Here is a 15044-nt window from a genome sequence, read left to right as displayed (position 1 = left end):
AATCATTCCTTTCTCTCATTTTTGAATGGAACTAGACTGCACATTTTATTTATTTATCAATAAATAAATAAAATTAAAAGAAAAGAGGCAGCTATTCTACTGCCTTGTTTCGTTTTTATAGTTTGAATGGTTACTTTGATTTAAAACAGAGTAATTGTGGTAAATCTAAAACTTCTGAGACCGTAATTAAGAGACCTGTTCCAAAAAATTGCGAAGCTGCTTCTTCAGCATTCAAAATTCCTGCTGATTTAAACTTCACGACAATTGCTTCATATATGATCTGAAACTGCTCTCTCACATAATCCCGAATCACTGGTTCAGAAATGGCATGAGCTTGCATGACCATGATAATCTCATCTCTATGGGCTTCCATGATTTGAATAAAAGCGTGCCCCATTGTCTCCATTAATCGGTCAGGAGGTGCTTCAACTTGGGTGAAGGTTTCATATATTCGATTCATTGCCCTGTCGTTAACTGCTTTGAAAAGCTCTTCTTTATTTTTAAAAAAGTGAAACACATACGGTTGTGTAACTCCTACGGCTTTAGCCACCATAGCTGTAGTTGTTTTATAATATCCAAGTTCCGCAAATAGTCCTACGGCTTTATCGATGATTTGTTCTTTGCGATCTTCGCGGCCAGCCAATACTTCCCTCTCCTTTTTTATTTATTGATAAATAAATATTAAATCGATATGGAAAAAAAATCAAGAATTATTTTTATTATGAATCAATGTCAATACTATAAAGACAGATAGCTAAGTACAGCGGTCCCTTATTGTCACTTACGAGTTCAGCAATCGTCTCATTTTCTGTTCTGTGACTACTTCTTGACGTGGTTAGTAAAGAGTTAATTTATTCAACTATATGGCCCGATTGCTGAACAAAAAGTTGAATCCACTCTTCAATTAAACTGCCCTATAACGGAATATCCATTTTTTATAAGCCAAATAAAAGGGTCTCCCATTTTCGGGAAACCCTTTTTATATAAACGTTTATAGGTATATGACCTGTGAGGGATTCGAACCCCCGACCCCTACCCTGTCAAGGAAATAGCATTGCTGGGTAAGTTTAGGAGAATTTGTGACAAATCCAGTTGTACCAGTATTTTTTAAACCACCACTCTACTACTGGTATTTCAAAGGATTTAGCGGTGGAATGGAGGAAACTTCAGAAGTATTTAACAGCTTTTTTAAAGATGGAAAGTATGAGTTTAAAAAGTATTAAAATGATTTGCTATTTGATTATGAAGGATTTATAGGAAGGAATTTATCAGCGTCCTATGCTCCGAAAAAAAATTACGAAGAGTATGAACGTTTTGTTTTTCTCCTGTCAGAGGTATTCGAAAAATACAGTAAGAATGGAAAAATTGTTCTCCAAAACATAACGCGAAGCTATCTAGGCAATGTCTAAACAGCCGAACAAAGGGGGCTGGAGATTAAACTGGGTAGCTGGTAAAAAATAAGTTTAAAATCTTGAGGGGGAGTCCAAATAAAATAAGGGGCTTCCCCTTAAAGAAAAAGCCCCTCTCATTTAAGATAAGGGCTTTTCTCATTATTTATGCCAAACACGTTCCAAGTTCAAGGGTACATAGACTTTATCTCCATGAATTTCTCTGTGTATTATTGGGTTTGTATAGCTATGTTCTCTTTCATTGCTACTGTTCCTTTTACGAACGGTGCTTGAATAAATTAATTTACCATCGTACATTTTTGCTTACCTTCCTTTAATTAATATGTATGACATAAAATGTCTTATACTACTATGTGCTGTATAAAATCAGTTTATACGATAAAAAGCGCCTCTCAATTATGAGAAGGGCTTTTTGTATAGAAAAAAGCTGCCGATACTTCATCAGCAGCCTAAAAATGAGATATCTGGTGGTATACCCCATTTTTGTAGTACAACGCTAAAACACAGATGGATAGGAAGAATTCTTTGCCTTAATGATAAAACGGTATTGAGTCGGCTAAACAATTTTTAGTAATGATCTTTCATGAAAGAAGCGCCTACAATAATCAATAAAATAAACAACACAACGATTAACTCAAAATTTTTGTCTTTCCTACGAAAATCACCTTGATAATCACTCATTTAAAATTCCTCCTTCCCACTTTAACTACTACTAAATTATGCGGAAACACTGAGATTGTTTGGACAAACGCTCAGGGCATTCATTGATTTTCTTGAAAAATGCGCTAAATAAAGGTACTGATTACTCCATAACTTCTTCATAGTACCATCCACGCATCTAACCATTTTTCGTACTATGCTTTCATAGAAGGGCTAAGTCCGCCGGATAATGCGTGAACATGTGAATCTCCTTTTCGCCAATTTAGATGGCATTCCCTGCTCTCCTTCTTCTGTTAGTCAGTTTTGGCAGCGAATAGTGAAGCGATACGACCTTAAGAAGATTGCTTTTCATGACCTTCGGCATTCATCTGCATCCTATTTGTTAAGTGAAGGTTTTAGTATGAAAGCTACTCAAGAAAGACTTGGTCATAAAGATATTGGGTCCACGAGGAACTTATATACACATGTCACTAAAAAAATGGATTCAGACGTTGGAAATGCCTTTTTAAAGGTCAGAAATTAAATCGGTCAGTCGTTTGGTCAGTTACTTCTTTTTAAAGACAAATAAAAGGGTCTCCCATTTTTGGGAAACCCTTTTATTTCAACGTTTATAGGTATATGACCTGTGAGGGATTCGAACCCCCGACCCCTTCCCTGTCAAGGAAAGAGAAGCCATAATACTTATGTATTCAAAGGGTTAAACACGCTTAAAACGTATAACCACTTCACAATTAACTTTTATTATTATCATTATAAAGTGGTTGTTATTAAATGTAAAGTAGTCTCTCATTTGCGTAATGCTTATTTAGCTTCTTAGAATCTCAAAATCTTTATATACCGTTACGTTCAAGTTCTTCAGACTCAATTACCCAACAGACTAGTTCTGATTTGAGACTTGATATATCTTTGCTATTTGAATCATTCATGCAATATTCCGTAATGTAATTCGCAGCAAATTCATCATTCTGTTCAAATTCAAGGTATTGTAAAAGCGTTTTCATGAAAAAATCACCACTATCTCGGTTTAAAAATTCATTACTCATAATATTACCTAAATCATATAGACAATTTTTACAGCATTCAGATTTTTCAGGTTCCCACACTTTGTTAGCATGGATATAGTCAGACACATTCTTGTCAATAATATTGTCCAATGACCACAGTAACTCAATTGATTTTATTAAAGTTACTGAAAGTATTTCTTTATCTAAAGCATTAATTTTTCTTATTTGTGTTTCTAACTTACCTTTCATTTCATCACCTCCACAATTAATTATACGTGTTAAAGATGTAAGCTGTTTTGCTTAGTTTTAGTAATTCATAAAACACAAAAAAAGCCCTTGCAACAATCCAAGAAGGAAAGCTACAAGGGCAAACAGTCATTTCGGGGATGAAATAACAGTCTAAATTACAAATCTTCTAAATTAAAGCCAGTAAGTTTCGCAACACCTTTCGGGTTGAACATCACTGTACTGACGTACCATTCAATCAGGGTTTCATACATTGTGCCACGCAGGCCGTTATCTTCAACTTGCAATTCACCATTCTGAATACCAACAACGCCACCTTCACCGAATTTAACGGCATAGATTTCATTGTCAGGCAGCATAGAATCTTCAAGTACACCAATTTTTGTATCTGCATAAACACTGACAAAACGACCAAATGAATCTTGTCCTTGTTGGACGTATGCACCCTGAACACCGAATAAGCCTGTTAAATGGCGACGAGTACGTTTATTCATATAAAGCATATCTGCCCCATCAACGCAATCAAGTAACGCATCAACCATAGGTGTAACAAGGCGTTTATTCCCCACTGTAATCGTGTTTTTAGCAGTAATATGCTGGTCAATTCCATTAAACTCCAATGGATTAACCGCAGCATTGCCTTTGAAGAATACACGTGTAAATTCATTGGCGATTGCTTTAATCTTCGATTCAGTGGCTTCTGCACGTACTTCATGAATGTTTTGCGTTAATTCAAAATAACGGTCAACTTCAACCTTTGAACCTAGTAAACGCAATGATTCAACAAGGTTTTCATATGTTGGCATGTTTGAAGGATAACTTTCGTTTACATCACGAAATGTCGCACCACCATCAGTCTTCTCACGTGCAAATGAGAAAGCATTGCCACTGATATCAACAAATGGTAACTTCTCCAATACCGAACTTTCTTTCATAATTGTTTCGATAACACCCTTTTTCAACGGTGTTGCTGTTAGTTTACTAGCTTCTGACAGTAAAATTCCAGTCATTCAAATCATCCTTTTCTCAATAAAAATAAGCCCAAAATGGGCTTTGAATTGTTGTAAATTATTTTAAAATCCCGTCTTCCTTACCTTGCTTCACAACGGTTTGAAGCTTTGCGAATTCATTTCCATCAAGTGCAGAAGCAACATCCGAAGTAGTTATGTCAGCAGTTGTACCCTTCGCTGCATACAGGCTATCAAAGGCTGGAACCGGGAACGTTGTTGGCTGCTTGCCAATCTTCTTCTTCAAACGGTTGTACAGGCTATCATTAACAATTACTTTTTCATATTCCTTACCAATACCATTCAGCTTTTGCAGGTATTCCAGTTTGGCTTCTGTAATTTCAAAGCGTAACCCTGTGATGACTTCATTTTGCTTTGTTGTGTAAGCAGCTTCCAAGGCTTCAACATTCTGAATTGTTGGAACCAGGTCTTCAACTTCATAACCATCAAGCAAAGTTACTTCTTTTCGTTTTGCATCAAGCTTCTTTTCTAAAGCAGAAACATCAGCTTCAATTACTTCAAATTCTTCTTCAGTAATAGTTCCCAGGATTTTATCCTTCATCATAAATCGAAGTTGGTCCTGTGCTGCCTTCAGCTGTGCTTCCAGCTGTAAAGCTTCTTCATGTTTCTTCTCTGCTAAAGCTTGGTATTTATTTTCTGTTTCCATAGCTTTCTGCAAGTAGTTTGTTACTTGTTGTAAAATTGTTGGTCTTGCCATAATTAATCTTCCCCCCTAAGTTTTTTAATCAGTGCGGTCCGTCTTGCTTCAATATCAACCGGCCCACTTGGTGCAGCTGATTTATGTGATAACCCAAGACGTTCCATTTGCTGGCGTTTGTCGGATTCTGCTAGGTAGCTGAATGTGGAAAGGAACAGTTCAATTTCTTTAATACTTGGATTCTGTTTTGAACTGATGCCAAGAATAATACGTTTGATGCGGTTATAGGCTTGCTTCTCGTCATCAGGAATGACGGCATCTTGCAATTGTGCTAAGTAGTCAATAAAGACAGGATTCTTCATCCATTCTTCGTTATAAAAGGTTTTCGACGACAAGCCATGTTTACTACAAAATTCCTGTACATTGAAACCTTCAAGCATCTTTTCTTTTGTGTAATCTTTCGCCACCACAATTTGACGGCTGGATAATGAAGACGGTACTTTAATTTCATCTAACATTTTTTCATGTGTTGTTAATTCCATTACTTGTCCCCTTTCGCGAAAGAGTTCATCTTACGAGATTCGAATAATGAATGAATCATGGTAATGTCATTTCCTGATACACCAGCTTCACCGACTGCTTTTAATATCTTTTGTTCTAATACTGGTTGTAACGGTACTTTACCTGATTCAATTTTCGAAAGTAATGTATGGTGAACACCAGTCTTTATCGCAAGTTGCTGCTGCGTCATTTCGGCAAGTAATCGGACGTTTCGTAAAACATCTTTTTGCATTGATACCATTCCTTTCCTTTCAATTTTTTTGAATTTATAGCCAAAAGAAAAAGGCACTGAAATTAATCAGCACCCACACCTTCTACCTTTGTCTGATGGAAAACAAAGTTAAATAAGTCCAAAACGTTCCCGAACTACACAATTAATGTGTAATTTTAAAACCAAGATTCCAGTTCAATCCGTATATCATTTCAGGATTCTGTTACGAGTTTCTTGTATATATAGGTGCTTCGGCAACCAGAAAAGTATGACGTAATCCAACGCATACTTAAATTTCTATGATAAAATTTATGTAAATACACTGAAAAGGGTGGTACTAATGACTGAAGAAGATAAAGGATACGAATTGTTACTTGAAATAGAGAAGGAATTGAAGAAACTATCTTTGCTTATAGGTGAAGGATTCATAAAAATGGATGAAGGATTTAACAGAATTAATGTTAGGCTTGACCGAATGGAAGGTAATCTTTCTAATATTAAAGAAAGCCTGAAAACTACTTTGGAAAGGTTTGACAAGTAAAAATTTTCTTGAGAAATTCTGAAGCAGTTTTTGAGTTTAGGGTTTTAGGAACTCCGATATACCCCTTCAACATCAGAACTGAAAATAAACTATGTTAAAAATTGGGGTATATCTCTATGAAACAGTTAGTTCGAGTTTCTCTCACCCCTGCCCACCCTATACCCCCTGATTGCGAAATCAGCCAGACATTTTGTTCCAAAGAACATTATTAATTTTGTTTTTCCAATTTCCTCTGTGTGTTATTCTTTCAAATTCTTTATCCCAATTGCTTAATAATTCTGTCCTACTTAACTTACTTAACTCCTTCCAATCTTCAAAGAATATATATACTGCATTTCCGTAATTTGCATTTTCTAATATTACACATTCATCAGTTAGTAATGCACCAAAATAACTACTAAATTGATTTGAACCTTTAATGTAATTTTTAGGTTTTAAGCTTTCAAAGAATTCAATTCTATCTGCATATAAATCTCTTAATTTCTGATTTGGATTTCTATGATTTTTAACAAAAGAATTGATATTCTTTTCTTTATTATCTTCGCCTGGTGGAAGTAACTCCCATTCTACAAAGATAGTATCAATATAATCTGATTCAGATGCTTCAGGTTCAAAGATACTACATACACCCGTGTTTTCCTGAAGAATATTACAATAGTAAAGTAAGTCTGAGTTGAAATGTGTACTATTAGTATTCAAGGGTCTATCAATTAAAAATTTAAAGGAATAGGTTTCTTCATTCTCCTTTAACAATGAGATTTCAATACCTAATTCCTGGGGTATCCAATGTTCTTGTTGAAAAACTTGTCTTGTCCAAGATACAGTATTAGAACCCCTACTCCAATCCCCGAAAATAGGTACTTCGTTAGAATATGTTTTATCTATCTTAGGTAATTTTTTTAATTTAACCGACCTTCCATATCTATTATAAAATGAGTATCTACCCACTTCAGAATTAGGAACTATATTAGTAGGAAATACAACCTTATCATGTTCCTTGTTATATTCCATTTCTAAATGTGCATAAACCCCATCAATAATATCTTTCTTCTTTACTTCCTTAGCACTTGCAACAAACACAAACTGTGTATCCTTCCTTAATTCACTTATTTTTTTTTCTACTTCCTTTGGAACTTTCATCAAATTTTTTTTCCAAGGTAATTTAATAGGCATGAGTGCAACTCCTCTATGGATACTTTATCCTATTATATACATTAATAGGTTATTTTGTAAAAATAAATCATTTTTATCACTATTTGTAATTTCGTCTAATAGTTACAAGTTTTAGACAACGCAAACAAGCTATTAGAATTAATAAAATTTGCGGCTTGATTTCGTCTAAAAGTTAGTCTAATATTGATTGTACATAAGTTTTTGGACTTTTAGACAAAATATGAAAGAAGGATTATTAATGGCTGTTATCGGATATGCACGTGTTTCTACAAAAGGACAGGACTTGTCTTTACAAATAGATGAACTGAATAAGTATGGCTGTCATAAAATATTCAAGGAAAAAGAAAGTGGTAGTAAATCAGATAGAAAAGAATTGAAGAAAACATTGGAGTACTTACGTGAAGGTGATAAGTTAGTCGTTTATAAAATAGACCGTTTAGCACGTTCTACCTTTCATTTACATCAGATTGTAAAAGAATTAGAATCACGTGGTATCGCTTTGGTTTTCATACATGAACAGATTGATTTCAGCACACCAGCAGGAAGGTTAATGTTTAATATGCTGGGGTCAATTGCTGAATTTGAACGAGACCTTATCAATGAAAGAACTGCTGAAGGAAGGGAACGTGCAAAGGCACAAGGGAAACATATGGGTAGAAAAGGACAGGAAGAAAAACAAGTACAGAAAGCATTGGGAATGTATCACAATAGAAAAGAAAACGGTTTGAGTGTAAATGATATTGCTAAAGCCACTGGTGTTCCGCGGTCTACTATATATGCAAAGTTGAAAGAACTGGTGTAAGCAGCTGGTTCTTTTTTACGGAAAATAATTGGTAGTTCTTTTCTTTTACGCCCCAGACCTGCTTTTTGTGTCTATTTTGAACATTCTTCGCTGCTATAAAACCTGATATCCTGACACATTTCTGTAACATATACCCACTAATAGCACAAATTTACTATTTTTAAACATCAACTACATACCTACTTTTCATTTATATATTACCATTATATGTATCAAAAGGAGGTGTTACGGTGTATATTCTACAATTCATAAACTATCACAACCAACAAGTAATAAAAGAAGTCAGATACGAATCACAGAAGCAATGCCTATGGATGATAACTGATTTTGAAGCAAGTAAAGGTGAAGAATGCTTTATCTTTGATGATGAACATAGAACAATTTCAGCTATATATGAATCAAATGAAATGACAGCTGAAGGAAATGATACGGTCTACAAGCTATTCTTCAAAGCAAGTTTAGCAGAAAGGCAAGTGCCTATACGATATTCAAAATAATACATAACGGTGGACTGGCTTATATGCTGGTTCACCTTTTTCATTCTGAAAAGGCAACCCTTTCTCCTTACATCATCGCAAGGTTTTGCTTAATTTCTTCATTAAATCGTCCATGTTGTTTTAGATACCACTCCTTTCTATTGCTGCACTTAATGCAATACTTAGTCTGTTTTCTTTAATTTTATTGTTTCAGGGTTGTACGAACTAACAGATGATGATTGGAATAGATGACAAAAAGACTGCCAGCTTCTAACCTATTTCCAAGATTAATTTCCTGGAATATGTGACGCATATTTTTACTAACAAATAAATTCTCTTTTATGTGTCTTTATTGTTGGTATTAGTTGTTATAGGTGTGTAGTACTGTTTATCCCTGTTTAATTGATTACATATAATATGAACGACAAAAATCTCTATTTGTAACAAGAAAAGTTAAAAAAGTTAAAAAAAAATAAAAACCTACGAAAGGGGGTTTAAGTATGCAAGTATTAGCACAATCAAACAGACTAGTAAAAACCGTAACGCTTCTTGATGCTATTCAGGAAACCTACAATGTAAAGCTGGAAAAGATACATTTTTCGAAAAATAAGGATGCCATTATAGCAATGGAAGAAATGTATATTCAGTTTTTCTTCAATAAAACATTATCCATTGATGATTTACTCTCTTATAGTGGTCCTGAGAATCAACCCGTATACGATTTGCTTTTCTCACTTTCACGTGCTTTTTACAATCAATATAAAAAACACTCTCGTGTTTCACTTGACGATTTTCTTTCAGTATCGTACGAAAAAGCATGGGAAACCATTACCAGGTACAACTATCAAAGCAATTACTGGCTATACCATCACTTAAAGAAAAATATTAAACATGCTTGTATCGATTTGTTAAGAAAAGAAGGCTTGACAAGGGATAGAATCAGTTATAAACACAAAGCACACCATGAAGCAGTTCCTTATTTGTTCAGCGAAGAGGTTGATAGTTTTAGTGTTGAAGATACTGTTATTTTACGTGACTCAATAGAAATAGTAGTTGCATCATTATCAGAGAAAGAATTTGCTGTTTATATGGTTTTCCAAAAAGCTGATAACGTGGAAGAAGTAACTCTTGAAGTAATATGTTCAAAACTGAAACTAAAGCATAGGCAAAAGGCAAAACGCCTACTGGACAAATTAAGAATCAAAATGTCTGATTTAAGACTTACATAAAAGAATTCAATCTTGATAAAGGGGGTTTTTGAAATGAAAAGTAGTATTTACAATGTGAAATTAACGGATAGAGAAGTTTATAGAATGCTTTACTTGAACAAAGTTAAAGGGTTACTTCCCCATCAATTAGAAGAAATGTTTCCAGTGTCCAAATCAACAATTAAAAGCATTGTGAACGGTAAAAGCAGGAAAGATTGCTATGCTGCGTTTATGTACTACATGGCGAAGCATCCAAGAAAAGTTCATAAATTATTTACTGATGAAGTTTAAACCGACATGACATAAGTGAATTACCATGAAGACCCATTAAAGTAAAAATCATCCCGAAATAAATCAAGCTGCTTTTTGTGTGGAGAAGTAACAAAGCACCTGGTGAAGCTTTGCTTGGTCATTTCAATGATACCGCTTCAAGGTTAGCTGCAAAAAGCCGTACTCTTTAAATTTGAAGTTTGTGCAGGAAATAGTCCTTAGATGAAGAAAGTATGTCGTAAGAAAATGGAGGACTTTATATGATTTATACTTACGCACTAATAGTAGTAGCATCATTGGTTTTGTGTTTAATTTTGAATGTCTTATTCAGAAAAATGAAACCTTCGACATTCGGGCATACCATAACACACATACTTCTTTATTTAATTGAAATTTTGACTGTAACAACCATTATTACATGGTTATTAAGTGGTAGCGAAACTACAGGAGGAGATTCAACATTACTAGCAGTATTTAGAAATTTTGTTTTTTCTTATACCCTTTACCAGCTTGTACTGCTTGTGACATTTAAATTAATGGATTCTATTGATACGGATGCTTTAACGATAACAAAAAATATAAATGACAAGATTCAGCTTTATGCAGAATTCAAGAAAAAGTTCCCTGAAGAAGATATAGTAAAAGCAAAAGCTTATATACATGATTCAGGGGTTTCCTTTAATAATAAACAACGTGAATATTTGTTAAATTTACTCAATATGGTCCAGCTATACAATAAAAATGAAATTTCACAAGAAGATTTTAGATTACACTTGAAAATACAATCAGTTGAGTTAGACACTCAACTGAAAATGTATGGTTACGGTTGGATGAACTCTGTTTTATTAAGGTTTATTAAATAACTTTCGATTTAATCTTGTATAAACTAAAAAGCACCTTGATAAATCAGGGTGCTTTTTTCTATTTCAGAAGCCTTTTCTTCTATGTTCAACAATTGCGTTCGTACCTCTTTTGCAACTTCTGAATCTCGCAAAAGCATACCAACACGTAAAATGGCACGTTTAGGGAAAATTCCGTTTGGTGCGTAAGCAATCTGCATACCGTTATCTAAAGTCATATAACCGTTTCCTGAACTGGTGTGCAAATTAAATTTATATACCAGTTCCTTTCCCCTTAACGTGTGGTATCCATCTGAAAGTAGTTCTTCCTTGTTGTTTGTTATCAGCATTGAAATTACCGCACGACTAACACCGTAAAATTCTGCAACTTGTTTTACAGTAGCCATTTCCAGTGCTGGAAGCAGAAGCAACCCCTTCACCTTTTCTAGTACGTCAATTCGGTCAAGGTTCTTTTCACAAAACTTCAAAAGACACTATCGTTTTGGATTGACCATATCTTCAAGGTATCTTGCAGTCTCAATTTCCGAAGAGATATGATAATTTGTAAGTTGAATAAGCTTTTTTAAATCTTCAATGTCTTTATTTTCCCATATTCTATGATAATGCGTTTCGTCATTACCTAACCAAGTTGCACGTTCAGCAACCTGTTTTACGTTGTCAGAAAGAAAGTTTTTTATACACGCACCTAGAAATGTTTTCTTAATGGTTTCTTCGTCGTGATTTTTGAAGTTTATCAGATAATCCTTCACAAGAAATTCAAGTGATTTCCTGTATCCCATTCCTGCAACGTGCTTTAAATCAAGGGCTTCAGCAGAATTTGCTTGATTATATATTTCCACAAATAAAGGTGATAGGTTCTCTATCACTTCATCGAATTTAATTTTGATAGCGGTTTTAGGAAAGCTATCACTAATAGTGAAACCATATCCATTATCATACGACTTACTTAAAAAAAGCTGGTTGCAATCACGGTTAGTACACTTAAATATTAATTCAAGGAAATTAGAACTAATCAGATAGGCATCTACTAATTTTGGTTCTTGAATTTTATTACATATAGGACAATAATCCGGAAATCTCCGTATATTAGTAGTGTATTCCCTATTGTCATTTGTAACATCTAATCTCCCATACTCTATTGTCTCCATCACTTTCTCCTTCCTATTTATCCTTCAGGAAACATCAACTTGAGTAAAAGCTTCCCATAATTCATTAACCCTGAAGCAGCATCCAATGCATCATTTGTTTCCATTGCTTTTGTAACCACATTTTTTATAATACCTTCAGCTTCTTCAGGTGTTTGTGCTTTCATTACTTCTGTCATTTCCTGAAATAGTGCCAGCATTTCTTCATTCACTTCATTATTCTTTCGCACCAGTCCGACCATTTCAGGAAGGTAGGCGGTGTTTTCAACAATCTGCTGTATCATTTGATTCAGCTGAATTTCACGTTGTTCTTTTGCTTGTTGTTTAGCGGCTAAAAGTTCTCGATTTTTATTTATATCCTTAAATGAATCATTAAGCCTACTTTTTTCTGAAGCTATAATGTCACTGAAAATATTTTGTGAAGGGAACTTAATATCCTTCAGAAAATCCCCAACTTTGATTTCACTCACCTTTTTGACACCCCTTTTAAGAATGCTAGTAAATAACTCAATTTAATTATATACCAAAATTTTCAAAGTGTTGAGATTTTTTTCCTATGACATTACACTCTTTCCCACCATGTATTAAACATTTCCTTCAGATGGACAGCTTTAAACTTCTTATTCAGAATGCCCCAATACAAGCCATAAGTGCTTGTTACGGTGCTGAACTTCACCTTGCGTACCAAAGCCTTAAACGCCTTGATAGCGATGTCTGTGATGCCTTCTATGACTTTGTGCTTCCTGGCTGAAATAGTAACAAGCTTATAGTATTCTTCAATCACTTTCGCATCATTGTAGAAGCACTTTACAAAGTCAGTGAAGGCAGCGGGAACTTTTTCACTTGTGAAGGTAGCATCTAAATTCAATTCTTCCTTTTGCGAAAGAATCAGTTCGTCCTTACGTATATCTTTAATATCTTGTTTGGTAGTTTGAAGAAGGTTGTCTGTTTGTGGTTGGTTCAATTTTTCAACATTGGATGGTTCAGAAGCTGGTATTGAAGAAACTTGGAAACGGTTAAACACGTAAACATTGCTGGATTTACTGCCGTTCTTACGTACAGTCTCATGCACTGTTAATAGGCCTAAATCCTTTGCTTTAGACACCATACGTTTGAACGTGCTACGGCTGATACCAAGACCGTCAAGTTCGTGTGTAGCTTTAGTGATTGTACCTATCTTTGCATTGCAAACACCAGCAACCTTTGCGGAAAAACGAATAAGCCTTTTGAGTGCGACTAGTTCTGACTTTGTAAATTGCTTCTTAACATCAAGCATCCACTGTTCAAAGTGGTTGTTAAAATCATTAATATCCCTGAAGTTTGAAAGTTCTTTATAGTTGGCAATGTTACCTGATTGCATGGTTGCTTTCCCCAGTCTTTATACAGAACAACCGCACCTTGCTTTCAGAAAAAAGGCATCACTGAAGAAGCTTGCACACATCGAATTTTTTCGATAAAATGAAAGTAATTGTACGGCTATTCAGTTTTCTGTATTTGGTAGTGCGGAATCTTTACTGCTGTACGGTTAAACGTATATATGTATGTTTTAGGGAAGCGTGTTCGTAGCACACTTCCTTTTTCTTTTGCTTAAAACTGCTGCCTGATAACGTTACATTTCAGATTCAATTCTTTTTTCCAGGCAAGAAGTGCTGACTTGTAATCATCTGAAAAAGTTCCTGCAACCCTGTGCTTCGTGCTGTACACTTCGTTTATCTCTTTCAAGTACCATAAAATTGCATCTTCAGCCTTCATTTCATCAATGTTTGGTAGTTGTTCCTGCACCATTGCAAAACATCCTTTCTGATATAATTACAATCCATAAAAACATATAACTATATATCTATTGAATTTAGCGGGTTAAATCTATCGTTCTGTTCCTTCAGGTCATTCCCCACATAGCTGCATAGCGTTCCGTAACAATTATTGAAGAATGTCGCATTAGCCGTTGAACTGCAAAAGTACTCATACCTGATTGAATACACCTTTGGCAGAATGTGTGTCTGAATGTATGGCTAGACAAACGCACATCACGAAAATTCATTATCTTTGAAAGGCGTTTGAACACGTTTTGAACTGCGTTTGGTGTCAATATTTGATTATCTTTGTTGGTAAAGACAAATTCACTCAATTTGGCGTTAAACACTTGTTGGCAATAAACCTTATAAGCAGCTAGTTCTTTCATACATTTTTCAGTTACTGGAATAGTTTCTCGTTTACGGTTTTTACCGAAGATTGACATGGTTTGTTGTTCAAAGTTAATATCAGACCATTTCAAGGAACATAATTCTGATAATCTCAAACCTGTCCCTATCAGCGTCACTATTATTTGATAGTCCCTGTACGCATAGAAAGCTTTCTCACGTTGTTTAATTCTCCTATAATAGTTCAGCATTTGTTTGATGTGATAATCGGTGAATACATCTATGCGTGTATCTTCTCTTGCCTTTTGAATCTTCTTGGCTGGATTTTTTTCGATAACTTCACATTCCACCATGTAATTTAACAAGGCCCGAATACGTTGAAGCTTTGAATTAGTAGTGGTGGCATTATTCCCACGCTTTTGACAGAAGATGATGTATTTCTTAATAGTGATTGCAGTAATATCTTCAACGTTCAATAATTCTTGCGAAGAACAGTATTCTTCAAACTGCTTCAACATAATTCTGTAACCTTCTAACGTGCTTGAGGTAACATTCTTATATTCCCTATCATCAATAAAGTCTTGAACTGCAAATTTCAACAACAAAAAAACCACCCCCAATAATTTGAGAAGTGGTTCAAAAATAGTCATGACGGTAAAGCACCGACCACAA

The 15044-nt window shown here is 34.7% G+C and carries 20 protein-coding genes and 2 pseudogenes; 8 read left to right on the top strand and 14 right to left on the bottom strand.

Annotated features, from left to right (window positions below; genetic code table 11):
• Window positions 1-130: 130 nt before the first annotated feature.
• Window positions 131-643, bottom strand: a complete 513-nt coding sequence (locus K8L98_RS06955; RefSeq protein WP_223440693.1) for a TetR/AcrR family transcriptional regulator — start codon at window positions 641-643, stop codon at window positions 131-133.
• A gap of 490 nt (window positions 644-1133) precedes the next feature.
• Between K8L98_RS06955 and K8L98_RS06950 the strand changes: the two are divergent.
• A pseudogene (locus K8L98_RS06950) lies at window positions 1134-1409 on the top strand (class I SAM-dependent methyltransferase); the annotation flags it as partial.
• 567 nt (window positions 1410-1976) lie between these two features.
• Here K8L98_RS06950 and K8L98_RS06945 read toward each other — a convergent pair.
• On the bottom strand, window positions 1977-2090 hold the full coding sequence (locus tag K8L98_RS06945) for a YjcZ family sporulation protein (RefSeq protein ID WP_223440692.1): 114 nt from the start codon (window positions 2088-2090) through the stop codon (window positions 1977-1979).
• A gap of 208 nt (window positions 2091-2298) precedes the next feature.
• Between K8L98_RS06945 and K8L98_RS26810 the strand changes: the two genes are divergently transcribed.
• Entirely contained in the window at window positions 2299-2592 is a 294-nt protein-coding gene (locus K8L98_RS26810) for a tyrosine-type recombinase/integrase (protein WP_223440691.1), read from the top strand.
• A gap of 307 nt (window positions 2593-2899) precedes the next feature.
• Here K8L98_RS26810 and K8L98_RS06940 read toward each other — a convergent pair whose 3' ends face one another.
• The 5 genes from K8L98_RS06940 to K8L98_RS06920 all read right to left on the bottom strand — a co-directional run bounded on the left by K8L98_RS06940 (window position 2900) and on the right by K8L98_RS06920 (window position 5777).
• A complete protein-coding gene (locus K8L98_RS06940; protein ID WP_223440689.1) occupies window positions 2900-3322 on the bottom strand; it encodes a hypothetical protein in 423 nt (140 codons plus the stop codon).
• A 155-nt stretch (window positions 3323-3477) separates the two neighbouring features.
• Complete coding sequence (locus K8L98_RS06935; RefSeq protein WP_223440687.1) at window positions 3478-4329, bottom strand: major capsid protein; 852 nt, start codon at window positions 4327-4329, stop codon at window positions 3478-3480.
• Between the two features lie 58 nt (window positions 4330-4387).
• Window positions 4388-5044, bottom strand: a complete 657-nt coding sequence (locus tag K8L98_RS06930) for a hypothetical protein (protein ID WP_223440685.1) — start codon at window positions 5042-5044, stop codon at window positions 4388-4390.
• Window positions 5045-5046: 2 nt separating this feature from the next.
• Window positions 5047-5526 (bottom strand): phBC6A51 family helix-turn-helix protein, encoded by a 480-nt coding sequence (locus tag K8L98_RS06925; RefSeq protein ID WP_223440683.1) that lies wholly within the window; start codon window positions 5524-5526, stop codon window positions 5047-5049.
• Complete coding sequence (locus K8L98_RS06920; RefSeq protein WP_223440681.1) at window positions 5526-5777, bottom strand: helix-turn-helix domain-containing protein; 252 nt, start codon at window positions 5775-5777, stop codon at window positions 5526-5528. Before K8L98_RS06920 ends, K8L98_RS06925 begins: the two co-directional genes overlap by 1 nt.
• 319 nt (window positions 5778-6096) lie before the next feature.
• Here K8L98_RS06920 and K8L98_RS06915 point away from each other — a divergent pair, with 319 nt between their 5' ends.
• On the top strand, window positions 6097-6297 hold the full coding sequence (locus tag K8L98_RS06915; protein ID WP_223440679.1) for a hypothetical protein: 201 nt from the start codon (window positions 6097-6099) through the stop codon (window positions 6295-6297).
• A 177-nt stretch (window positions 6298-6474) separates the two neighbouring features.
• Here K8L98_RS06915 and K8L98_RS06910 read toward each other — a convergent pair whose 3' ends face one another.
• Complete coding sequence (locus tag K8L98_RS06910) at window positions 6475-7470, bottom strand: hypothetical protein (protein WP_223440677.1); 996 nt, start codon at window positions 7468-7470, stop codon at window positions 6475-6477.
• 238 nt (window positions 7471-7708) lie between these two features.
• Between K8L98_RS06910 and K8L98_RS06905 the strand changes: the two genes are divergently transcribed.
• The 5 genes from K8L98_RS06905 to K8L98_RS06885 all read left to right on the top strand — a co-directional run bounded on the left by K8L98_RS06905 (window position 7709) and on the right by K8L98_RS06885 (window position 11089).
• A complete protein-coding gene (locus K8L98_RS06905) occupies window positions 7709-8272 on the top strand; it encodes a recombinase family protein (RefSeq protein WP_223440675.1) in 564 nt (187 codons plus the stop codon).
• A gap of 230 nt (window positions 8273-8502) precedes the next feature.
• On the top strand, window positions 8503-8769 hold the full coding sequence (locus tag K8L98_RS06900) for a DEAD/DEAH box helicase family protein (protein ID WP_223440673.1): 267 nt from the start codon (window positions 8503-8505) through the stop codon (window positions 8767-8769).
• A 479-nt stretch (window positions 8770-9248) separates the two neighbouring features.
• On the top strand, window positions 9249-9977 hold the full coding sequence (locus K8L98_RS06895) for a sigma-70 RNA polymerase sigma factor region 4 domain-containing protein (protein WP_223440671.1): 729 nt from the start codon (window positions 9249-9251) through the stop codon (window positions 9975-9977).
• A gap of 33 nt (window positions 9978-10010) precedes the next feature.
• Window positions 10011-10247 carry a hypothetical protein gene (locus K8L98_RS06890; RefSeq protein WP_223440669.1) on the top strand — a complete coding sequence of 79 codons (237 nt, stop codon included), beginning with the start codon at window positions 10011-10013 and terminating at the stop codon, window positions 10245-10247.
• A 239-nt stretch (window positions 10248-10486) separates the two neighbouring features.
• Window positions 10487-11089 carry a hypothetical protein gene (locus tag K8L98_RS06885; protein WP_223440667.1) on the top strand — a complete coding sequence of 201 codons (603 nt, stop codon included), beginning with the start codon at window positions 10487-10489 and terminating at the stop codon, window positions 11087-11089.
• A gap of 23 nt (window positions 11090-11112) precedes the next feature.
• Here the strand turns inward: K8L98_RS06885 and K8L98_RS06880 are convergent, their stop codons facing one another.
• From K8L98_RS06880 to K8L98_RS06855, 6 genes and pseudogenes are all read right to left on the bottom strand, one after another.
• Window positions 11113-11496, bottom strand: coding sequence for a hypothetical protein (locus K8L98_RS06880; RefSeq protein WP_223440665.1), 384 nt, complete (start codon window positions 11494-11496; stop codon window positions 11113-11115).
• 63 nt (window positions 11497-11559) lie between these two features.
• The gene (locus K8L98_RS06875) at window positions 11560-12234 is read right to left on the bottom strand and encodes a hypothetical protein (RefSeq protein ID WP_223440663.1); all 675 of its coding nucleotides are present in this window, start codon (window positions 12232-12234) and stop codon (window positions 11560-11562) included.
• 17 nt (window positions 12235-12251) lie between these two features.
• Window positions 12252-12701 carry a hypothetical protein gene (locus K8L98_RS06870; RefSeq protein ID WP_223440661.1) on the bottom strand — a complete coding sequence of 150 codons (450 nt, stop codon included), beginning with the start codon at window positions 12699-12701 and terminating at the stop codon, window positions 12252-12254.
• A gap of 92 nt (window positions 12702-12793) precedes the next feature.
• Window positions 12794-13591, bottom strand: a complete 798-nt coding sequence (locus K8L98_RS06865; RefSeq protein ID WP_223440659.1) for a hypothetical protein — start codon at window positions 13589-13591, stop codon at window positions 12794-12796.
• Window positions 13592-13818: 227 nt separating this feature from the next.
• Window positions 13819-14016: a hypothetical protein gene (locus tag K8L98_RS06860; RefSeq protein WP_223440658.1), complete on the bottom strand. Its 198-nt coding sequence runs from the start codon at window positions 14014-14016 to the stop codon at window positions 13819-13821.
• A gap of 47 nt (window positions 14017-14063) precedes the next feature.
• Window positions 14064-14977, bottom strand: a pseudogene (locus K8L98_RS06855) (tyrosine-type recombinase/integrase).
• Window positions 14978-15044 lie beyond the last annotated feature (67 nt).

Source organism: Metabacillus dongyingensis (genome assembly GCF_019933155.2).
GTDB classification, from domain to species: Bacteria; Bacillota; Bacilli; order Bacillales; family Bacillaceae; genus Bacillus_P; species Bacillus_P dongyingensis.
This window is presented reverse-complemented; position numbering and strand designations above follow the sequence as displayed.